Source organism: Mucilaginibacter sp. GW821-FHT07H05 (assembly GCF_059418485.1).
On sequence record NZ_JBWKPY010000003.1, the window covers coordinates 676,809 to 699,321 of the forward strand.

Sequence of the window (22,513 nt, forward strand, 5' to 3'; positions counted from 1 at the left end):
ATCTGCTACAAGCGTTTTAATTTTGATTTACCTGCGTTAAACAGCAGCCGGAAAGGCCGCATAATAAAAAGTACAGGTAATGCATAAACAGGTAATTTGCTCTCGTTAATATCAATATAGGTAGGTATAAAGCTATAAAAGAAACAACGTATTACAAATTTACATTGCTGTAGTAAATTATCCTGAAGCCCGATGGCCCGTTTCAGAAACACCGGTTCGTTATACTGCAGGCGCGGCAAAAGTAATTTTGGGCTTAACGGTGTTTTCAAAAAAATCGCGGGCGAACTTGCCGAAGCAAATTTAGGGTTTGATGCAATGCCTAATAATTGGTTCATCAGCACCAGGCCTGCTTCAAGTCTTTTTTCAAACTTGTATTTTTTTGCCAGCGTAAACACCAAATGGCCATCGGGTAAACCCGGATGCTTTTGCAGGAAACAGCCAATATCTACCAGGTATTTAAACTTGATAAACATATCCTTAACAAAATGATTAGACAGCATCACTGCCAAATCATATTCCGGCTGCAGCCGGGGATATTTATGGCTCCCGTCTTCCGGTTCCAGATGCTGTACAAAAAATTGATGTGCCGGAAATTTACCTGCAAAACGGTTGGTCATTCTCCAATGCAAATCAATAGCGCAGTTTTTGTTGGCGCCGGTTTCGGGTGTTGAGTAAACTATTTCTTTGAAAAAAGTAGTATAGTATTTAAGAAAAGGCCTTGGAACGGTTTCCCTGGGCAAATATCCGTTTTCAATAAAATAATCTTCAATGCGGGGCAAATCGGCAGGGCTAACCAGCAGATCAATATCCGCAATTTCGCGCAAGCCGGCAGATTGGTAATAACGCTGCGTAAAAACAGCCCCTTTGTAGGGTATAACGGTAATACCAAGCGCGGCCAGATGTTTAACAATCCCTTCTATTAATAACAACTTGCGTTTGTTACTTAACAGGGTCATTTTATAGCCTTCCTTAATGGTTTCTGTGTACTCCGCCGGAGCTTCAAGCCCGAATTTATCAATGATATACCAGGTAAATGGCCGCATGCCATGCTCCCGTACCAGTTTATAAAATATTTTCCAGTTAACAGGGCGCTCAGCTATAAAAGCGGCAACTTCGGCAGTACTTGCTGTTGAAAAATAAAGCCTCGCAAACAGAATTAATAAAACCTGTTCAGTAGAATAAAGGGATTTCAGTTCCTTTAGCGGGATCATTCCCGTTGCGGCTTGTTTATTCACAAAATAACTTAGTAATACCAGTTTATTTCACGGCTAACTGCACGTAATTTGTGCCTGGCGAATGAATATACAAATAATATAAAAAAATTTGAGAGATTAATGTATAATCGTATTCTCATTGCAGATATGGACACCGGCAACTCTATTTCAATCATCATTCCCAGCAAAAACAGAAACGATTACCTTGCAAGGGCGCTCGATTCTGTTGTGGCACAAAACTATCCGGAGCTCCATGTTTATGTTGTTGATAATAATGACGATGAACAACTAACCAGCGGCATAAAAACCCTCATAGCAGCGTATCAGGAAAAAAATACATTACAGAAATGGACCTATCTGCACAGTAATAAAAAAAACTCTTCGGGGGCCAAAAATGATGGGATGGCTTTGGTAACCACTAAATATCTCTGTTTTTTGGATGATGATGACGAACTGCTTCCCAACAGCTTATCAGTAAGGGTAAAGGAACTAATGGCTGATGATGAACTTGCCTTGCTATATTGCGCCGGATATTCAAAAATATTCCGTTACCCGTTTAAAATGTACAGATACTACCATCATTGGCCAAACGCTGATCACCAGGAGTTAAAAATGATGTCCTGCTCGTCTATGATCATCAACCTGGATATTTTTCGGAAAGAGCACATCCGGTTTGAGGAAACACTTAATCGTTTGGAGGATTACGATTTAGGGAAACAACTAATTTCCAAAGGGCTGAAAATCAAATCAATTCCGGAGCCGCTGGTACTGATACACCAGCACCCGCGCGAGCGTATGTCAACCCATAATCCGCAGACGATAGATTTTAAGGACGTGGTTATTGAAAAATGGCCCGGAGCAGGCGACTATATGTATCACTATATAGCAGGGCAGTTTATATGGCGAAGCTGTTTTGGTATCGAAAAAAAACCTTATCGCGAGGTAGCCCACTTTTTACAAACCGACTTTAACCGCAGGCCTTCGGCCGTTTTTAAATACCAATATCTTTTGGCATCATTTAGTCCATTGGCCTATTTAACGTTATATCATTTTTCGCTGGTGTTTTGGCAGTTTTACTGCAACAGGAAGCAAAGTAATAAACTACGTAAATAATAGAAAAACTACAGGATTAAATATAAATCAATCATTTTTAAAGTTTATATCAGATGATAGTTTAGATTTAATAAATTTGGAGATATTGACCAATATAAATCTATGTATAAACTATTACTTTCAGCATTGTTCTGTATTGTGATTACCTGGACTGTAACGGCACAGGACCCTATTAAAAATTTACCCAAAAGGGCTCAAAAAGGACAGATAACAGAACAAGAGATTCAACAATACAAACAGCAAATGCAGGATAATAACCTGACATTTGACCAGGTTTCACAAATGCTGAGCGATCGTGGTTTCTCTAAGGAAGAGATTGAACAGGTTAAAACGCGTATGGGCGGCGACAAATCCTCGGCCGCTATCAATTCAGCATCCCGTGAAACACCTCAAAAAGAACATGAGGTTGTGATGAATGGACAAGCTCCGGTAAAAATTTTCGGATCCAGCATGTTTACTTCTTCATCACTGTCGTTTGAACCAAACCTGCGGATAGCCACGCCTGCAAATTATGTACTCGGGCCGGATGATGAACTGCTGATTAACGTTTCGGGTTACCAGGAAGCCAGTATAAAGGCACAAGTACAGCCCGAAGGCACCATAAGCATCCCGCAGGTGGGTGTAATAAGCGTATCGGGCCTGACCATAGAAGACGCCACCGGCTTAATCAGAACCCGGATGAGCCAAACCGCCTACCCTAATCTTAAAAACGGGCTTACGCGGCTAAATATCACCTTAGGAAAAATCAGAAGCATACGTGTTACAATTATTGGTGCGATAAAGCCCGGTAATTATACCGTTTCTTCATTAACCACAGTGTTTAACTCATTGTTTCTTTGCGGCGGGCCCGATACAATTGGCACCTACCGCGCAATTGAACTTATACGTGGCAGTAAAATAATTAAAAAAATTGACCTTTACCAGTTTTTAACCAAAGGCGATCTGACCGGGAACGTGCTGCTTCAGGAGGGCGATGTTATTAATATTCCTGTTTATAAAAAACGGGTTACGCTAACAGGCGAGGTTAAAAGAACCGGCATTTTTGAACTTACCGCAGGCGAAAATCTTGACCAGTTACTATTTTACGCCGGCGGCTTTACCAAAAACGCTTATACGGCCAGTATTAAAATAAAACAAGTTACCGAAACCAACAGAAGTGTTAAAGATATTGCAAAAAGTAGTTATTTAAACTATTTGCCGGCTAATGGCGATGAAATTATAGTGCAACGTATTCCCGAACGCATTGTTAACTCGGTAAGTATAGATGGGGCCTTATATATGCCTGGCTTCTTTGAATTTTCGCAAGGCATGACTGTTGGCGATTTAATTAAAAAAGCCGGCGGCTTAAGGGAAGATGCCTTTATGGACCGCGGCATGATTACCAGGATACGCGACGACAAAACCAAAGAAAATATCTCATTTAAAGTAACCGATGTTGTAACAGGGAAAAACGATGTTGTATTGCAAAAACAGGATATTGTCAATATTTCGTCTGTTACCACATTTATAAGCGACTATTCCATTTACATTGAGGGCGAAGTACGCAACCCGGGCTATTACCCTTATAAGGATAACCTGTCATTAAAAGATATATTATTCCTGGCCGGTAGTTTTACCGATGCGGGCACCTCCTATCATATTGAAGTGAGCCGCCGCCTTACAGCACAGGGCACTAAACCGCTTACAGATTCTATTGCAAAGGTTTTCTTTATCGATACGGAGAAAAACCTGTTGTTTGAAGGCAATTCATTTATATTAAAACCCTTTGATATTGTCAGTGTCAGGCGCAACCCTATGTATAGCGTACAGCAAAGGGTAACCATTACCGGCGAGGTTTTGTACCCCGGGCAGTACACCATTACCAGTAAACACGAGCGCTTAAGCGATCTGTTTAAAAAGGCAGGAGGCCTTACACCATCAGCTTATATTAACGGGGTTTCTTTAGTCCGCAAAGCTAAAGACGATGGCATTTCTAAGGATACTACGTTAAAAAAAGCAATCGAATCTATACAGCACAGCATTAAGGATACTACCCGTAGCGTAATTAGGGATATCCGGGCTACCAGTGTAAAAATAGCCGTGAACATGGATCAGGTGCTTCATGCGCCCGGCTCAAAAGACGATTACGTACTGGAAGAAGGCGATGCCGTTACCGTTGCCAAATTAGACCCGCTGGTTAAAGTAAGCGGCGAAGTTTTATATAGCAGTAAGGTAAATTACGAAGATGGAGAGTCGGTAAAATACTACCTGCGCAGGGCAGGCGGTTCAACAGACAATGCAAGGCTTTCAAAAATATATGTCATATATGCCAACGGACAACTGGACCGTACCAACACCCATTTATTCGGGTTGATCCGTTCATATCCCAAAATCAAAACAGGCTCCGAGATTGTGGTTCCTGCAAAAATGCCCAGACGTGGGTTAAGTACGGCCGAAACAATTGGCATTACGTCTGCCCTGGTATCTATCATTTCACTTGTGGTGGTAACGCTCAATTCAATTTCAAAATAATGCTGCAGGCATTTGGTAAAATCTCCAGCAACTGGCAAGATATTTTGCAGGATATTTTAATCTTCATTAAAAAGAGGTGGTATATACCGGTTACTGTATTTTTAGTTGGAGGAGCAATGGGTTATTTAAGTATTTATCGCAAAAAACCTACTTATACGGCCACTATCAGCTTTGTGCTATCTACCGAAAACAGGCAAAGCGGCAATTTCCAGAACCTGGTAGCACAGCTTGGGTATGATGCCAGCACAAGCGGTTCAGAAAATATTTTTACGGGTAATAATATTGTTGAGCTTTTTAAATCGCGTAAGATAGTTCGCAGCGCGTTGTTTAACCGCCTGCCCAACGGCCAGTTGCTGCTTAATTTTATAGCTAAAGCACAACACGGCGCCAATCCTTTTCCTGCCGATACGACTAAGTTTTCCCAAACCCAAAAGAACTTGCTCAGGATAATTGTGAGTGAAGTGGCCAACTCTTTCACCGTATTTAATAAGAATGACCTGGTATTTTATTACATCAGCGCCAAATCCGAAAATCCGTGGGTAGCCAATTATACAGCCAGCAGCATGTTGCGTGAAACCGCGCGATATTTTATTGAAACCAAAACACAGGTGGCAACCAGTAGTTTAAAACTACTTGAAAAAGAAGCCGATAGTATTAGTGTAGCGCTTAGGCATTTGTTTCAATCCAGCGCCAGTGTAAATGACATGACCTATAATATTAATCCATCGCTTATGTTTCAACGCTCCAGCGTGCTCATTAACCAGGCAAAGGCAACAGCTTTGGGGGCGGCTTATACCGAGGCCGTGCGTAACCTCGAAATGGCGAAGATCAATTTACAAAAAGAGACTCCATTATTCAGGATAATAGATGAACCCGACATGCCACTGAAAGCCGAAAAAAGAAGCGCGCTTAGCTTTGCGTTATTTAGAGGTACTGTATTTTTATTTTTAGCTTTATTCATTATGGCTGCCATTAGGTTAGTGGTTTATCTTAAAAAAACGGCATTATAAATACGGGATATGGGAATTACAAACAGTTTCGCCAAATTTTTACTGCTTTCAAAAAAAAATGGCGCAGATTTTAGCCACACACTTACACTTGGCCGCCTGCGTTTGTATACCGATAAGCCGAGCTTAAACAGTACAGCCCGGCAACTGGGATTAAATATCAATTTCGACGCTACGGCAGGCGACGAATATGCTGAAAAATTTTTCGGGCTGCTTGGCGCCCAAACAACCGATAGCATGGATTACTCAGACTATGAGCAGGCCAACGTTATTCATGATTTGAACCAGCCGCTCCCCCAACAATTACATGGTAAATACACCGCCGTGATAGACAGCGGGACACTGGAACACGTTTTTAATTTCCCGGTAGCTGTTAAAAGCTGTATGGACGCCCTTACAAAAGGCGGTTTTTATATTGGCATTACCCCCGCAAACAACCTGCTGGGGCATGGCTTTTACCAGTTTAGCCCCGAACTTTTCTTTCGCATCTTTTCACCGGCCAACGGCTTTACTATGCATCACGTAATGCTGGGCGTGCTGGGTAAAGATGGCGAGGTAGAAAAATGGTACACTGTTAAAGATCCGGCAGATGTTAAAAGCAGGGTTACCATAAAAAATTTCCGGGAAACATTTTTATGCGTGGCGGCTCAAAAAACCGAAACAAAAGATGCATTAAGCAGTCCGCCTTTACAAAGCGATTATGCCGAAGCCTGGCGTATAGCCGATGATGGCCCGGTAGCCAATCAATCTGCTGCTAAAGCCATATACAAAAAATATGTCCCCGGTTTTATCCAGGCTGCAGTACAAGTGATCAAATACAAGCTTTTTTCGTCAAAACGCCTTCAGGATGATTTTATTGGCGTAATTGATCCGAAACATATTCAGGAAACCAAATTATAGCAACATGCGCCAATCACCCTATTACCGCTTAAATTATCTTCCGTTGATTACGCAGGATAAAAATGCGGCCATACTTGATTTTGGATGCGGGGGCGGAAACATGCTAACCTTTTTGCACGCACAGGGATATACCCGGCTTAACGGTGCGGATATCTGCGAAAATGATTCGTGGACGTTGTTGAACAAGCAGGGCATCCGTACAGAAAAAATTAGCAAAGCGGATGATTTTCTTCGTTCAATACCCGAAACGTATGATCTGATCATTGTTAAAGATGTGATCTATTATTTTAAGGATGACGAGGTGCTTAATATCATACAGTTGCTGAAACAAACCCTAAAACCTAACGGAAAAATACTGTTTGAAATTGTAAACGGTGCCGTGTTTACCGGGCCATATGTTAAATATAAAGATTACCATATACGGCTGATACTTACCGAGCATAGCATAAAGGCCATGATAAAAGATGCCGGCCTGCAGCTTCATCACATCAGCGGCGATAAGGTACCGGTAACCGGGGTAAGGAGTTTGCTTTATATTTTCATGAATGCATTGTGGCGGGGTTTCCTGCGCCTGGTTTATTTCGCCGAACGGGGGTTTGATGATCAGAACCCGCGAATTTTAGCAAGAAAAATCATTATCCTGGCAAGCAAGACTTAAAACCATATATCATAGCAAGTAAATCACCGGGCGGTTATCTCAGGGCCGTCTTTCATACCGCATTAAAAGTAAGCCCTCTGGCAGCAATCAGGCTGGGTTGCGGGTTTCTGCGCTCAAAAATATCGGCCATTTTTTTAGGGGCGGCCGGGCTGGGTTTGCTGGGGCAGGGTAACCAGTTTTTACTTATTATCACCGGCCTTGGCTCGTTAGGGATGGTTAACAGCATGATGCAGCAGATCAGCAAGCACCGGGAATCCGGCAATGCGGAGCAGCTTCGCAGTATAAAGGGTACAGTGCTGGTATCGCAATGTATATCGCTGGGTATTATGGTTGCCGTGTTGCTGCTTACACTTCATCAACTCGGTGTTTTTCTTTTTAATAATGCAACGGGTACGTACGGCGGTGTGCTGGCCCTTATCATTATTACAGCGCCGCTTAATGTATTGGCATCAAACTATCTGGAAGGTTTTTTTGTAGGATACCACCGATTTGATCTGTATGTGCGGGCATCTTCCATTACCACCATTCTCGGCCTGTTTATTTTTGTGCCTTGTGTTTATTTCTGGGGGGTAAAAGGCGGCCTTATTAATATTGCGGTTGGCGAGGCATCCCTGTTTTTGCTTTTCCTGTACCACCTGCTTAAAATAGAAACCTGGAAAGAGATATTTGTTTTCCGCTTTAACCGGTCGCTGTTTAAAGGGATGTTTACCGACGGCATGATTAACCTGATATGCGGCTCGCTGCAAATTTTATTCAGCCTGCTGGTACGTCAGCTTATCTTATCGCAAAAAGGGGCATTTTTTAACGGCATTTATCAGTTTAGCACCTCTATAACCGCTTATTACGCGCCTTTTATAACAAACATGCTATGGGCTAAATACTTCCCCGAAATAAGTGCAAAAGGCATGACCGAGACCACCGCGAAAATGCTTGAACACACCATACTTTTTATTTCGCTGGCCACAGCTGGGGTTATTACCGGCATGATGGTTTACCCGCAACTAATGATACGCATCCTTGCTTCGGCCGAATTTTTGGAATCGCAAAAATACCTGGCCCTGCAGTTTGCGGGCGATTTCTGGTACTTTATTTTTTATACCTATACCGTATTTCTGCTGGCCATGCGCACAACGCGTAAATACCTGATTGTATGGCTGCTGTTTCTGGCCACACAATACGTCGGCGTAAAGCTGATGATGGGCTATAGGGGTATTGAAGGGGTAATGATCGCCTATGCCATCAGTTCGGCTTTGATGGGCCTGGCAGCGCTGTATCATTTTGGACTGATATTAGGGAAACACATCTCTTTTTCGGGCACTTACTTGATCATATTCACACTGTTTTTAATTGTTGCCGCACAAAGCGCGTTAACCTACAACGCTTCGCCGGTAATATACCGTATCGGGGTGCTGGCGTTTGGTGCGCTGATCATGTACAAACCTATCCGAAAAGCATTTTAGGCTTTGCGAACAGGTGTTTTTTTTAATACATTAGGAATCCAATATATAAACCCATAAAAGTGCTTAAAGGCCCAAATCTTCATGTTACGCATCTATGGTGCGATTATTATATTAACGCCGATGGGAACCCGCATGAATATTTAAAACGGACCGGAAACCGCTCAACCATTATCTGCTCAAAGTTTCTTACAGATACGCTGCAGTTTTCGCCCGATATCCACGCTTTCTCTATCAAAAAGATCAACGGGCCGAACGGAACCCGCCAGTCGCTGCTTTCCAGGATCTGGAACAAGCTATACCGGCCGCTCTTCTGGATGAACTACCGGCGCTGGGTGCACCGCCTTGTAAAAGCCGACAGACCGGATATTTTCCACCTGCATTTTGGCTATACCGCGGTAAGGTTGCTGCCCATGCTCAAAGCCGAAAAAATACCTTTTATTATCACCTTTTATGGGGTTGATTGCAGCAGTATGCTTGCCCAGCCCTATTGGGTAAAACAATATCAGGAAGTGCTTAAACATGCTTCGTTTATCATAGTGCTTTCTGAAACGGTGCGGGAGCGTTTTCGCGCGATAGGCTGCCCCGACAATAAAATTGTGGTATGGCAAATCCCTATCCGCCTTAATAACTATCAGTATTATCATACGCCAAGGGTTGCACACATACGCTTTATTACCGCAGCCCGCTTTGTAGAGAAAAAAGGTTTCCCATTCCTGATTGCAGCGTTTAAAAAAGTACTGGCCGAAATACCCGGATCAACCCTGACCATTATTGGGTATGGCGCCGGGAAGGACAAGATTTTAGCGGAAATTGAACGGCAGGAACTAAACGAAAGTATTACCCTGATTGACACCAACCTCCGCACAGATTTTCCGGAGTTTTATGCCGCACAGCTAAAGGAACACGATATTTTTGCCTTACCCTCTACCACCTCAAAAAACGGAGACGACGAGGGCGGGCCGGCCTTAACCCTGGTAGCCGCGCAGGCTTCGGGGAAACCTGTTGTGTGTACGCCTTTTGTGGGTTCGGAAATATCGGTTACCGACGGCAAAACGGGGTTGATCTGCTTACAGGATGATGCCGGTTCCTTAGCCGAGAAAATGATCTGTCTGGCAAATGATCCGGCGCTTGCACAAATGCTCGGTCAATCGGCAAGTACACTGGTGCATTCCCTTTTTTCCGAGGAAAATCAAATGGATAAATTATTAGAAATCTATCATAAAGCGATAAATGGCGGCAATTATACAACTTCCTGAATTTACCGATTCGCGCGGGGGGCTTACAGTGATCGATAATATTGAGAACCTGATCCCTTTCCCTGTTAAGCGAATTTTTTATATTTATGATGTTGATGATTCCGTACGCGGCGGCCACCGGCATCACGCCACCCGGCAGGCAGCCGTTTGTATCAGGGGGAAATGCATTGTTTCCAATAATAATGGAACAGAAAGAGAAGATTTTTTGCTGGATTCGCCGTCAAAATGCCTGATACTGGAAACAACAGACTGGCATCAGATGCATCATTTTACACCCGATGCCGTGCTACTGGTATTTGCGTCAACCGTTTTTAGTCCCGACGATTATATTTATGAGCCTTACAGCAACCAATAACATAGTCTATGAGGACCTTGCAAAAGTAAACAAGCCATTCAGGGAAACGTTTGCCGGGCAATTTCAGCTTATACAGGAGCGCGGATGGTTTGTTTTGGGCCAGGAAGTGCAACTGTTTGAGGAGGAGTATGCAGCATTCCATCATGCGCCGCATTGCATTGGGGTAGCTAACGGACTGGATGCCATGATCCTCGCGTTCAAGGCCCTGGACATTCCGGCGGGTTCAGAGGTAATTGTGCCCTCCAATACCTATATCGCGTCAATCCTGGCCATTCTGCATGCCGGCCTGGTGCCGGTGCTGGTTGAGCCCGACCTGCAAACCTATAACATTAACCCGGCACTGCTTGAACAGGCTATTACGCCTGCCACAAAAGCCGTACTGGTAGTGCACCTGTATGGCAAGTGCTGCGATATGGGACCTATACTTAACCTTACCGCCAAATACGGATTGGCGCTTGTTGAGGACTGTGCACAATCGCACGGGGCCATGTACAAACAACAGCTTTGCGGCACTTTCGGTGATGCGGGAGCATTTAGTTTTTATCCCACCAAAAACCTGGGCGCCCTGGGCGATGGCGGCGGCATTTTGTGCAAACAGCCTCAATTAGCAGCCAAACTGAAACAGTTCCGTAACTATGGTTCTGATATCAAATATCATAATGAAGTTATTGGCTACAATTCCCGGCTGGATGAAATACAGGCAGCATTTCTTCGCACCAAACTGAATAGCCTTAACCAGATCAATAACCATAAAAGAGCCTTAGCCTCGTTATACCTGGAAGGCCTGAAAAATGATTTTATTAAACCTGCAACTCATCCGGATTTTTTCGACGTATACCACATTTTCAACATCAGGCATGAAAAACGGGATGAGTTAAAAGCATACCTGCATAAAAACGGCATCGGTTCGGAAATACATTATCCGGTTGCCCCGCACCGCCAAAAGGCGCTTGAGCATTTGTTTACAGGCAAAACATTCCCTGTTTCCGAAATAATACACCAAACCACGCTTAGCCTGCCCTGCTCGTTTGGCCATACAACCCAGGAAATTGAACGTGTCATTGAAATATTGAACGAATTTTAACATACATCTGATGCAAAAAACCGAGTTTCCTTTTTTTAGCGTTATTATTCCTTCATACAACCGGGCACACCTGATCGAGAAAACGCTCTTCAGCGTGTTTGCGCAATCGTACAAGTTTTACGAAATTATAGTTGTCGATAATTGCTCTACAGACAATACGGTCGATGTATTACAGCCATATCTAAAGGATGGCCGCATTAGCCTGATAAAAAACGAAGAGAACCTGGAACGGTCGGTATCCAGAAACAACGGCATGAAAGCCGCCAAAGGCGATTTCCTTACATTGCTTGATTCGGATGACCTGATGCATCAGGATAATTTGTATGATGCCGCGGCTTTCATCCGCAAAAATCCCGATCTCAAATTCTTTCATAATTTATTTCATCTGGTGAACGAAAAGGATGAAGTTATTTACACGCCCAGGCTAAGGGATAATAAAACAGCGGTAAAAAGCATTAGCTACGGAAACTTTTTGGGCTGCATAGGTATTTTTTTAGCGCGCGAAGTATATCAGCAATATCACTTTGATGAGAACCCCGTGGTTATTGGCTCGGAAGATTGGGACCTTTGGATAAGGGTAATTGCCCAATACCCGGTTGGCAGGATACCTAAAATAAATAATTCGGTAGTTGAACACGGCGCCCGTTCCATCTCGGCCTTTACGCCCGACAGCATTCTGAAACGCAGGGTATATATTCTGACTAAAATCAAAAATGACCCGGCGCTCCGATCAGTTTATGAAAAGTATTTAAATGTAATGGAAGCCTCGGGATATGTGCTGGCTGCCTCAACAGCAAATGCTGCGCAGGCTTTTAAAGCCGGAAAAAAATATATACTCAAAGCTTTATATACCAATCCATTGCTTATATTCGACCTACCCTTCCTCAGGATCATTTATCTTAATGCGACAGGGTCGGTTTTTAACCGGAAAAATAAATCAATATAAACTAAAATCTTATACTCTATTTTAATGAAAACAATACTGATCACCGGTGGCACTGGCTATTTGGGCAAAAGGCTTGGCATAGCTTTGAAAGGCACTTACCGGGTTGTTTTAACGGGTCGTAACAATAAGCAAAACTTTATGGCTCAAAAGTTTAGCGGTTGCGAAGTACTGCCGTTGGATGTAACAAATATTGAATCGGTACGCGATGTAGTTAATGAGATCAGGCCCGATATAATTATACATGCCGCAGCCACAAAATTTGTGGATCTATCCGAAAAACAACCGATGGAATGTGTGGATGTAAACGTAACAGGTTCGCAAAATGTAGCCCGTGTTGCTGTTGAAAAAGGTATTGAAATGGTAATTGGCGTATCTACCGATAAGGCATCGCCACCTGTGCGTAATACTTACGGATTAACCAAAGCCCTGATGGAACGCGTTTTTTGCTCCATGAACGGAAAAGGGAAAACACGCTTTACCTGTGTACGCTATGGTAACGTAGCCTGGTCTACCGGATCGGTACTGCCTATCTGGAAAAAAATGAAACAGGAAACGGGCATAATTGGAACCACCGGCCCCGAAATGCGCCGTTTCTTTTTTACGGTTGATGAGGCCGTCCGTTTGGTAATTACAGCATTAGAAAACATTGACATAGTACAAGGCAAAGTACTTTCGAGGCAAATGAAGGCAGCGCAAATAGGCGATATATTGAGGGTTTGGACTACCAACCACGGCGGAACCTGGGAAAAGATAGCAGGGCGCCCCGGCGAACGGATAGACGAGTTCCTGATTGGCGAAGCCGAATTACCGTACACCCGTCAGTTAACATTTGATAACATCCCGCACTACCTTATTTCATTTAACGAACAGGTTAGCGACCCTATTGCGATTGGACCATCATCGGCAAATACAGAAAAGCTGACCGATGAAGAGATCCTGTATATTATCAATAACCCTCCGGCAGAGGAATTAAACTAAAAATTATGGGTATTTCGCATACGCTTATTATGGCAGCAGGCAGGGGATCAAGAATGGTGCCCCTAACAAACGACATCCCTAAAGCGATGGCGAAATACCGAAATACCACCCTGATTGCCAACTCGATAGATAAACTAAAAAAAAACAGTCAGCATATTTATATCACAGTTGGATATAAGGGCGCCGACCTGGCCAAACATGTGATTGAACAAGATGTTTCAACCATCCTGAACACCGAGGGTAAGGGTAATGCCTGGTGGATATTTAACACCCTGATCAAACACCTGGACGAACCGGTATTAGTACTTACCTGCGATAATATTATTGATTTGGATATAGATCATATTTATGATGATTATGTTTCACTGAACAAGCCTGCATGTATGGTAGTGCCCGTAAAACCGGTTGACGGTTTGGAGGGCGATTATATTTTTCATGAAAATAACCGGGTAACCGAACTTAACCGCTTTAAACCTTCGGAAAGCTATTGCTCGGGTATACAATTGTTAAACCCGGCTGTAATCAACAAGCACTGTACCCCTACCGAAGATTTTTATTCGGTATGGAGCCAGTTGATGGAAAAAAATATGCTTTATTGCTCAAGGGTGTATCCTAAAAAATGGTTTACGGTAGATACAATGGCGCAACTGGAGTTTGCAAATAACACGAAAGAATAAGCATGGCATCAGTTAATTCACCGATACGAACGTATATTAAACCGCTCCTGTTCAGGCTAATGGGCAAACGGGGCTATAAATATGCCCAGCTATACGGTAAACTGCGCGATATTAAATACCGGCTTGTTGAGGAACGCGAGATGAAGCTATTGCCGGTGTTAGTGGCCGAAGGCGATACCGTACTGGATATTGGCGCAAACTTCGCCTACTATACCGAGAGGCTTTCCAGGCTAACGGGAAACAGCGGGACGGTAATTGCTTTTGAGCCTATTCCCTTTACTTTTGAGGTATGCCGGATGATTGTTAAAAAACTGGGCCTTAAAAATATTACGCTTTACAACAAAGGCGTATCCGATAAAACGGCCCAGGTGCAATTTTCGGCGCCTAAGCTTGGTTTTGGCGGCATAAGCGCCGGGCAGGCACATATTGCCGGCAGAAAAAATGAAGAAAAAGACCGTAAAAAGTATTATAATTTTTCGGAAGACGAATATTTTGATTGCCAGGTGGTTGATTTGGATTCGTTTGGATTAAGCCTTACCAAACTAACGTTTGTTAAAATTGATATTGAAGGCGCCGAGCTGTTTGCCATAAAGGGTATGGAAAAGCTGCTGAGGCAACATCGCCCCGTATTGTTAATTGAAGTACAGCCTTATTTTTTACGGGGATTTGGCATCGACGCAAATGAGTTTCAGCAGTATATTACCGATGAACTTGGTTACATCATTTGCTTTATGGATAAGCAAACGGATAAACTGGTTAAGCTCAGCGGCGATTTCTTTGATGATAATTTCATCTTATTACCTGCAGAGCGTATAGCAGATTATCAAAACTTACTGGTATGATACAGGAATGTTTGACAGCTATAAAAAAGATATTTGCCGAAACGGACGACCGTTACGAGGTACACGCACGCTGCAAGCCCATACTTGAAAAACTTACGGCTTCGCCCGATTTCCTGTATTCAGTGATCCGGCAAAACCTGAGTGATCCGGCCTTTCTGAGTAAGAAACGGCATTACTCTACCCTATCCATGACGATCAGCGAATCGCCTGAATTTTCGTTTGTTGTAAATATTTTTCCGCCGCTTCCCAACCGGCAAACTGATATCTCTTTTCAAAGCATCCATCATCACGGTTCACTGTTGCTGAGTACCGCTTCGGTATTTGGGCCGGGCTACGAATCCATTCTTTTTAAAAAAGGGTATTCCATTAATTTTGATACCGGGCAAACGGATATGCAAATTGATAAACAATACCAGAACCAAATTGGGAAGGTTGAGTTTGTTGATGCCAACCAGCCGCATATCGTATTTTATCCAAGCAATTTTTCGGCCACCTATGCCCTATGGTGCGATAAAACAAAAAAAAACACTAAGGAAGCGCTAAAAAAAATAGGGCTGATTAACAGGATCAAAAAACCGCTGGCCAAACTAATTAACCGGGTAGGTTTAGGGAAATATTTCGGGCTTAACAAAGCCGAATACTTTGATTTTTATGTTGAGAATGGCGCTATTAAAGCTTTAAAAAACCGCCTGGAATATGACCAATCGGGCGATAATGATAATTTTTTGAGGAATATTTTTGCATTTATCCAGCAAACCGGGTTTAATGATACCGCTTTCCTTACAGATTTCCTGAACCGGGCTGATGTTCCGGATACCGCAAAAAAATATGCCCGTATGCTGATTGAAGGTAAAACGGTTACCGACGATTTTTATGACGGCCATTTGAATGTTCCTTATGTAAACCTTAAACGCGAGGATATATTACGTGCCGTTGGAAGGAGCTCAAAAAATGAGTAGTGCACCGGTTGATGTGCTATATATATCCTATGATGGCATGACCGACCCGCTTGGCCAATCGCAGGTAATTCCTTATCTCGCACATATTACTAAAAACGGCTTCCGTTTTACGCTGCTTAGCTGCGAAAAAAAAGCACGGCTTATTCAGCAGGGCGATAAGATACGGGCTTTATTAGCCAGCCACAACATTACCTGGGTACCTATAGCGTATACAAAAAATCCGCCGGTATTATCTACCTGGTACGATTTGGAAAAACTAAAAAGCACGGCCGCCCGTCTTCACCGGGAAACCCCGTTTCAAATTGTACATTGCCGCAGCTATATCCCGGCACTGGTGGGTTATTGGATGAAAAAGAAGTTTGGCGTTAAGTTTGTTTTTGACATGCGCGGCTTCTGGGCCGATGAGCGGGTTGACGGCGGTTTATGGAACTTACACAATCCGGTGTTCTGTATAATTTACCGTTTTTTTAAGCGGATGGAACTGCATTTCCTTAAATCGGCCGATCAGGTGATCAGTTTAACCCATGCCGGAAAAGAAGAGTTACTGAAATGGGACCCGGCAATTCGCCCGGCATCCATATCCGTAATCCCCTGTTGCGCCGATATGGAATTGTTCGACCCTGAAAAGGTGAGCGAACAAGAAAAAGCCCGCTGGCGCCAGGAGCTTGGTATTGCACCAGACGATTTTATACTTTGTTACCTGGGCAGTATTGGTACCTGGTATTTACTTGATGAAATGCTCGATGTATTTTCGGGCCTTTCCCTGGAACAGCCATCGGCCAGGTTCCTTTTTATCAGTCATGATCATCCTGAAATGATACGGCAGGCTGCAACAAAAAAAGGAATACCCAGCGGTAAGGTCATCATCAAAAATGCCGTACGTAGTGAAATACCGGGTTTGTTAAGCATTTGCAAATGGAGCTTGTTTTTTATTAAGCCATCATACAGCAAAAAAAGCAGCAGCCCAACCAAGCAGGGCGAGCTGATGGCTATGGGCATCCCCATAATTTGCAATGCAGGTGTAGGCGATACCGATGCTATTGTAAATAAATACGCTTCGGGAATTGTATTGGAATCGTTTACCGGCAAGGGCCTGTTAAAACAGATCCACAATTACAGCACCAGCAGTAAACACATCAGGACCGGGGCGCTTGATTATTTTTCACTGGAGAAAGGGGCATCGGATTATACCGCTTTATACCAATCTATTTTAAATAAGTCGTAATTCAATGTTTATACCTTATACCACTCATCCAGTACAAATTACCGATTCCGGACCACTCCCTATCTATCATTTCCCTATTTCAGAAGAAAATATAGATCAGGAAGTTGTGGACTCGTTTGGCGATGAATGGACCCGGTTTAACAATTTTGGCGATGAAGAGATTGACCGGCTTGCTAAAGCACATTATTTTGATATTGTACCCGAAGCTTATCTGAAGGGCCGGACACTTGATGTAGGTTGCGGCACGGGCAGGTGGACTAAGTATGTTGCCAAATATGCCCTTACAGTAGATGCTGTTGACCCAAGCGCATCAGTATATGCTGCCAGGGATTTGTTGGCCGGTTGTACTAATGTGCGGCTTACACAGGCATCAGTGAGCGACCTCCCGTTTGAGGATGGCTCTTTTGACCTGGTGTATAGTTTAGGCGTGTTGCACCACATTCCGCATACGTTGCAGGCCATGAAAATGGCCGTAGCCAAAGTAAAAAAAGGCGGCTGGTTCCTGGTATATCTTTATTATGATCTGGATAACCGTAGCTCATTATTCCGGAAATTATTTAAACTTTCGGACTACTTACGCCGCGGCATTTCAAAACTCCCGGCAGGCCCCAAAAACTTTTTCTGTGATGTTTTATCGGTAACCGTTTATATACCTTTTATTGTTGCAGGCAGCTTATTGAACCGGATTGGCTTGCATGGCCTTGCCCGTAAAATGCCCCTATCCTTTTATATTGGCAAATCCTTTCATGTTATTCGGAATGACGCGCGCGACCGTTTCGGCACCGTGTTGGAACAAAGATTTACCAAAACTGAAATTGAACTGATGATGCAAAGCTGCGGCCTTTCAGAAATTGTATTTTCAAATCAAACACCTTACTGGCATGCAATTGGTAAAAAAGCGTAAACGGATACTGGTAATTTGCCCCCATCCCCAAGGTTATGTGCCGGGGCAGCGGTTAAAGTATGAACAATATTTTGAAAGCTGGCGGCAAAACGGGTATGAGGTAACTGTCAGTCCGTTCATGTCCGAAAAAATGCAGCAGATTGTTTATAAAAAGGGCCATTTTGCAGCTAAGATATTAGGCACTGCCGATGGCTATTGCAGGCGGTTTATGGATCTGTTCCGCATCAGGCAGTATGACGTGGCTTATATTTTTTTATCGGTAACACCTTTCGGTCCGCCGTTTGCCGAATGGTTATTTACCAGCCTGGCCAAAAAAGTGATCTATGATATTGACGACCTGGTGTTCCTGAAAAATGTGCAGCACGAGAACCGGCTGCTGGGCGCTTTAAAAGGGAAAAAGAAGCCTTTTTTTATGATGCGCAAAGCCGACCATGTGATTAGCTGCACCCCCTACCTGGATAGTATTGCCCGGCAATATAACCAGCATACCACAGATATCTCATCTACCATTAATACCGATACTTATATCCCGGTAAACACTTACAGTAATGACCATGTACCGGTGCTGGGCTGGAGCGGCAGCCACTCCACCATAAGATATTTGTATCTGCTTAAAGATGTGCTGCTGGAATTACGAAAAAAAACAAATTTCCGCCTGCTGGTTATAGGCAGTCAGGATTTTGATATACCAGGTATTGAAACCGAGGTCCATGCATGGTCTGCCGGCACAGAAATACCTTTGTTGCAGCAAATAGATATCGGACTATACCCCTTACCGGCTGATGATCCGTGGATATTGGGAAAAAGCGGGCTAAAGGCCCTGCAATATATGGGTTTAGGTATACCCACCGTGGCTACCCGGGCAGGTTGTAATGACCGCGTAATTGAAAACAATGTCAGCGGTTTCCTGGTATCAACGGAAAAGGAATGGGTAGAAAAATTATCTGAACTGATAGCTGATCCGGAATTGCGTAAAGTAATTGGTACAAACGCACGCAAGCGGGTTGAACAGTATTATTCCATTAAGGCCAATGCCCCAACTTATTTAAGTATTATTCGCTCGGTTGCGGGCTGATTTCGGCATCTTTTTTCCTGACAAACAATCGCTCGGTTCCCGAAACCAGGATCAGGAACAGAAAATAAAAAGGTGTGCACGGAATTTTGTAGCGCGATAAAGTACCGAAGTTATAGGATGATATCCCTACAAAAAAAGCAAATATCAAACTAAACAGCAAGCAAAAGCTGATGTTGGGATCTGCCAGGATTTTGGAAATTAACCGGAACGGGCCAAATGTAAAAATTATTTTAAGCGTAAACAGCAGCATAAATAACGATTCCAACGAGGCCAGTAATACAATAGGCTTGCGTGCCTCCCATATGTATGGCCTAAATAAAGTAACATTTATGGCTGGTAACGTTTTAGACAAAATTCCTTTTGCCGTTGGTTCAAAATTACCCAGATTGTACCCCGAACCATCGGTCCTTTCTGATTGCTTAAGCAAGTAATTACCGGTAACCCTTGCCGTAATTGCTATATTTTGGATAGAATATTTAATAATAGCTTTCTGGCCAACTTTGGATACGTACGTTACGCAAAAAACAAACGAGAAACCTACTACTACTAAAAACACCACCCGCACCAGCCGGTTACGGATAGCAATGGTGCGTACCAGTATGGATTTTATCAGAAGCAGCGGAAAAAATGCAAGCAGGATATATATTTTAACTTCAAACAGGCAAATCATCCCCAGTACAAACAATATGGCATGCTTAATCTTAAAAATACCCTTTTCAAAACAGGTGTATGAAAAAAAAGTAATCCAGCCCACTGCAAACATGCAAAGTGTATCTTTAAACAACGCCGATCCCCATAAAACTGTGCCGGGTAAAAAAAGCGTAGCTATTGCAATAGCTTGTATTTGCTTTGGATATTGTTTGGCAAAGGTGACAAACAACGCCCAAAAACCCGTAAAAGAAATAGCAGCCAGAATACACACAACCGGCAAATATTTGGTAAAGCATATAGTGCCTATAAACGCGCCCACACAAGCTACTAAATAGGTAGATGCATCATCATACCAAAACATTTGCGATAAATAAAGGCTATCCGTTATATCCCCCTTGTCGGCGGTATGGGTGATCAGTCTGAACCAGGTATCTATTGAATCCTGCGCAGATGCATTAATAAGCCGGGAATGAAAAAACATGTGGAAGGTATCACCCTGACCATTATAATAATACTCATACAGCATCCCGATGAATATGGCGCCTATTATTTTAACCGTAAGTCCGGGAATAAAATATGCCCGCCACGGATGTCCTTCCGGATAACGGGAATTTCTGATAGCGTATGCCACAAAATAAATAACGACGAGATAAAATGGCAGCAAAATATAATCTGTTACCGTTATATTTTTCATCAGCTTGTTTTTGTTATCTTTTATTCTCTATTTTCGGGTTGACAACAAATGTATGATATATTATTAGATATGGTACAAGCGGCTTATTTTAAAACAATCATTGCCTAATGTGCGGTATTAACGGCATCATTACAAAAAAGCCAGTTTCGGATATTGGCACGATAGTGGAAAAAATGAACGGTTATATTGTTCATCGCGGGCCTGATGATAATGGTGTTTATACCTCCCGCAATGAAGTGGCCATGGGGATGCAGCGCCTGGCTATCATAGATCTTTCAACCGGTAACCAGCCTTTTTATAATGATGACCGCTCGCTTGCCATTGTTTTTAACGGCGAGATCTATAATTACCTGAACCTAAAACTGCAGTTAGAACAGCAGGGGGTACTTTTTAAAACCAGTTCGGATACCGAGGTGTTGCTAAAACTTTATGAATTACACGGGCCGGATTGCCTGGCAATGCTGAATGGCATGTTTGCATTTTCCATTCACGACCAGCGCCGGGATACGGTATTTATAGCCCGCGACCGGTTTGGCGAAAAACCGCTTTACTACCATCATAGCGATGACCGGCTGATATTTGCTTCCGAACTGAAGAGCATCATCAACCTGTTTCCGGAGCTGAAAAAAATATCGACAGATGCCCTGAACCTGTTTTTTGCCTTAACCTATATCCCGGCTCCGCATACCATTTACCAGGACGTGTGGAAACTACAACCGGGGCATTTTATAGAGATCAGCTTAAAAACGCTGAAAAAAAAAATCACTTGTTACTGGGATATCAATCTAAGCAGGTATACGGGCCCTGCTATCAGTTATGATGAGGCCAAACAGCGTGTTGAACAACTGCTTACCGAATCGGTAACACAACGCATGATTGCGGATGTGCCGCTCGGCGTATTCCTGAGCGGAGGTGTCGACTCTACCATTATAGCTGCCATTATGGCCCGTCATTCAACCGAAAAGATCAAGACGTTTTCGGTTGGATTTCATAACAAAAAGTACGATGAATCAGACCGGGCCCGAACCATTGCCCGGCACATCGGGTCAGACCATCACGAGTACATATTGGATTATAAGGACTTATACAATGAGGTTAACGCCATTGTGCTTAACTACGATGAACCTTATGCCGATTCGTCCTGCCTGCCAACCTATTTTATCTCCAAACAAACTGCAAAAATGGTAAAAGTTGCCTTAACAGGCGATGGCGGCGATGAGGTGTTTGGCGGTTATAATAAATACCTCGCCATCAGATATCGCAACCTGTATAAAAAATACATCCCCGATTTTTTGCGCAAGGCACTCCACAGCGAAGCGATCACATCGGGATTAGAAGGCCGGTCTGGCAAATCTGTTTTAGGGAAAGCGCATAAGCTGCTTGCATCTATAGATGATGATGCCATCAGTAGCCACATGAATATCATAGCATTGGGGTTCAGGACAAGCGATTTGCAACGTTTAATCAATCCCGAATGGCGCAGGGATTATAAAGCCATCCTGCAGCCGCAATTGCAGGCGCTTGATACCCCGGCAGATGAACTTAAGCAGATACGATATATAGATAAGGTGGTTTCGCTGGAGGGCGATATGCTGGTGAAGGTAGACAGGGCAAGTATGCTTTGCTCGCTGGAATGCAGGGCGCCGTTCCTTGATCATCGCCTGATGGAATTAACCTATCAACTGCCCGATGAATACCTGATAAAAGGCGGAAATAAAAAAAGGATCCTGAAAGACACCTTTGAACATTTGTTGCCGCCTGGCTTTTTTAATGCGCCCAAATCGGGCTTTGAAATACCGGTTGGCGACTGGTTTAGGGGGGATATGAAGCAGGAACTGGATGAAATGCTTTCGGTAGAAAAGCTTGGGCGCCACGGGCTACTGAATGTGGCCTACGTCCGGTCGCTGTTTACCGAACATACAGAAAATAAGGCAGACCATTCCTGGAAACTATGGACCATATATTGCTTCCAGAAATGGTACCATTGTATATTTATTTAAAGGT

At 43.4% G+C, this 22,513-nt stretch carries 21 protein-coding genes; 18 read left to right on the plus strand and 3 right to left on the minus strand.

The features are described from left to right. Positions 1–5: 5 nt before the first annotated feature. The gene (locus tag AC07M6_RS10560; RefSeq protein ID WP_494889143.1) at positions 6–1,235 is read right to left on the minus strand and encodes a nucleotidyltransferase domain-containing protein; all 1,230 of its coding nucleotides are present in this window, start codon (positions 1,233–1,235) and stop codon (positions 6–8) included. Between the two features lie 99 nt (positions 1,236–1,334). Between AC07M6_RS10560 and AC07M6_RS10565 the strand changes: the two genes are divergently transcribed. The 5 genes from AC07M6_RS10565 to AC07M6_RS10585 all read left to right on the plus strand — a co-directional run bounded on the left by AC07M6_RS10565 (position 1,335) and on the right by AC07M6_RS10585 (position 7,403). After that, the gene (locus AC07M6_RS10565; RefSeq protein WP_494889145.1) at positions 1,335–2,327 is read left to right on the plus strand and encodes a glycosyltransferase family A protein; all 993 of its coding nucleotides are present in this window, start codon (positions 1,335–1,337) and stop codon (positions 2,325–2,327) included. Positions 2,328–2,429: 102 nt separating this feature from the next. Continuing rightward, positions 2,430–4,838: an SLBB domain-containing protein gene (locus AC07M6_RS10570; RefSeq protein WP_494889147.1), complete on the plus strand. Its 2,409-nt coding sequence runs from the start codon at positions 2,430–2,432 to the stop codon at positions 4,836–4,838. Next, complete coding sequence (locus tag AC07M6_RS10575) at positions 4,838–5,848, plus strand: hypothetical protein (protein WP_494889149.1); 1,011 nt, start codon at positions 4,838–4,840, stop codon at positions 5,846–5,848. Before AC07M6_RS10570 ends, AC07M6_RS10575 begins: the two co-directional genes overlap by 1 nt. Positions 5,849–5,857: 9 nt before the next feature. After that, positions 5,858–6,745: a hypothetical protein gene (locus tag AC07M6_RS10580; RefSeq protein ID WP_494889151.1), complete on the plus strand. Its 888-nt coding sequence runs from the start codon at positions 5,858–5,860 to the stop codon at positions 6,743–6,745. A 4-nt stretch (positions 6,746–6,749) separates the two neighbouring features. Continuing rightward, positions 6,750–7,403 (plus strand): class I SAM-dependent methyltransferase, encoded by a 654-nt coding sequence (locus tag AC07M6_RS10585; protein ID WP_494889153.1) that lies wholly within the window; start codon positions 6,750–6,752, stop codon positions 7,401–7,403. A 52-nt stretch (positions 7,404–7,455) separates the two neighbouring features. Here AC07M6_RS10585 and AC07M6_RS10590 read toward each other — a convergent pair whose 3' ends face one another. Next, positions 7,456–7,629 (minus strand): hypothetical protein, encoded by a 174-nt coding sequence (locus tag AC07M6_RS10590; RefSeq protein WP_494889155.1) that lies wholly within the window; start codon positions 7,627–7,629, stop codon positions 7,456–7,458. Between AC07M6_RS10590 and AC07M6_RS10595 the strand changes: the two genes are divergently transcribed. The 12 genes from AC07M6_RS10595 to AC07M6_RS10650 are packed head-to-tail and all read left to right on the plus strand — an operon-like array spanning position 7,628 to position 19,164. Then, positions 7,628–8,863 (plus strand): MATE family efflux transporter, encoded by a 1,236-nt coding sequence (locus tag AC07M6_RS10595; RefSeq protein ID WP_494889157.1) that lies wholly within the window; start codon positions 7,628–7,630, stop codon positions 8,861–8,863. The genes AC07M6_RS10590 and AC07M6_RS10595 overlap by 2 nt on opposite strands. A 59-nt stretch (positions 8,864–8,922) precedes the next feature. Further along, positions 8,923–10,119 carry a glycosyltransferase family 4 protein gene (locus AC07M6_RS10600; RefSeq protein WP_494889159.1) on the plus strand — a complete coding sequence of 399 codons (1,197 nt, stop codon included), beginning with the start codon at positions 8,923–8,925 and terminating at the stop codon, positions 10,117–10,119. Further along, on the plus strand, positions 10,094–10,474 hold the full coding sequence (locus AC07M6_RS10605; protein ID WP_494889161.1) for a sugar 3,4-ketoisomerase: 381 nt from the start codon (positions 10,094–10,096) through the stop codon (positions 10,472–10,474). Before AC07M6_RS10600 ends, AC07M6_RS10605 begins: the two co-directional genes overlap by 26 nt. Then, a complete protein-coding gene (locus AC07M6_RS10610) occupies positions 10,452–11,558 on the plus strand; it encodes a DegT/DnrJ/EryC1/StrS family aminotransferase (protein WP_494889163.1) in 1,107 nt (368 codons plus the stop codon). Before AC07M6_RS10605 ends, AC07M6_RS10610 begins: the two co-directional genes overlap by 23 nt. Positions 11,559–11,568: 10 nt before the next feature. Beyond that, positions 11,569–12,504 carry a glycosyltransferase family 2 protein gene (locus AC07M6_RS10615; RefSeq protein ID WP_494889165.1) on the plus strand — a complete coding sequence of 312 codons (936 nt, stop codon included), beginning with the start codon at positions 11,569–11,571 and terminating at the stop codon, positions 12,502–12,504. A 24-nt stretch (positions 12,505–12,528) separates the two neighbouring features. After that, positions 12,529–13,482: an SDR family NAD(P)-dependent oxidoreductase gene (locus AC07M6_RS10620; RefSeq protein ID WP_494889167.1), complete on the plus strand. Its 954-nt coding sequence runs from the start codon at positions 12,529–12,531 to the stop codon at positions 13,480–13,482. 5 nt (positions 13,483–13,487) lie between these two features. Then, positions 13,488–14,159, plus strand: a complete 672-nt coding sequence (locus tag AC07M6_RS10625) for a nucleotidyltransferase family protein (protein WP_494889168.1) — start codon at positions 13,488–13,490, stop codon at positions 14,157–14,159. Between the two features lie 2 nt (positions 14,160–14,161). Continuing rightward, a complete protein-coding gene (locus AC07M6_RS10630; protein WP_494889169.1) occupies positions 14,162–15,001 on the plus strand; it encodes an FkbM family methyltransferase in 840 nt (279 codons plus the stop codon). After that, the gene (locus AC07M6_RS10635; RefSeq protein ID WP_494889170.1) at positions 14,998–15,960 is read left to right on the plus strand and encodes a hypothetical protein; all 963 of its coding nucleotides are present in this window, start codon (positions 14,998–15,000) and stop codon (positions 15,958–15,960) included. The genes AC07M6_RS10630 and AC07M6_RS10635 overlap by 4 nt, the downstream gene beginning before the upstream one ends. Beyond that, positions 15,953–17,185 (plus strand): glycosyltransferase, encoded by a 1,233-nt coding sequence (locus tag AC07M6_RS10640; protein ID WP_494889171.1) that lies wholly within the window; start codon positions 15,953–15,955, stop codon positions 17,183–17,185. The genes AC07M6_RS10635 and AC07M6_RS10640 overlap by 8 nt, the downstream gene beginning before the upstream one ends. Before the next feature lie 4 nt (positions 17,186–17,189). Beyond that, the gene (locus AC07M6_RS10645) at positions 17,190–18,089 is read left to right on the plus strand and encodes a class I SAM-dependent methyltransferase (RefSeq protein ID WP_494889172.1); all 900 of its coding nucleotides are present in this window, start codon (positions 17,190–17,192) and stop codon (positions 18,087–18,089) included. Then, positions 18,067–19,164, plus strand: coding sequence for a glycosyltransferase family 4 protein (locus AC07M6_RS10650; RefSeq protein WP_494889174.1), 1,098 nt, complete (start codon positions 18,067–18,069; stop codon positions 19,162–19,164). The genes AC07M6_RS10645 and AC07M6_RS10650 overlap by 23 nt, the downstream gene beginning before the upstream one ends. On the opposite strand, the gene AC07M6_RS10655 is transcribed toward AC07M6_RS10650, so the two are convergent. Beyond that, the gene (locus AC07M6_RS10655) at positions 19,142–20,509 is read right to left on the minus strand and encodes a hypothetical protein (protein ID WP_494889176.1); all 1,368 of its coding nucleotides are present in this window, start codon (positions 20,507–20,509) and stop codon (positions 19,142–19,144) included. The genes AC07M6_RS10650 and AC07M6_RS10655 overlap by 23 nt on opposite strands. 107 nt (positions 20,510–20,616) lie before the next feature. Between AC07M6_RS10655 and asnB the strand changes: the two genes are divergently transcribed. After that, positions 20,617–22,509 carry an asparagine synthase (glutamine-hydrolyzing) gene (asnB, locus tag AC07M6_RS10660; RefSeq protein ID WP_494889178.1) on the plus strand — a complete coding sequence of 631 codons (1,893 nt, stop codon included), beginning with the start codon at positions 20,617–20,619 and terminating at the stop codon, positions 22,507–22,509. Positions 22,510–22,513: the final 4 nt, after the last annotated feature.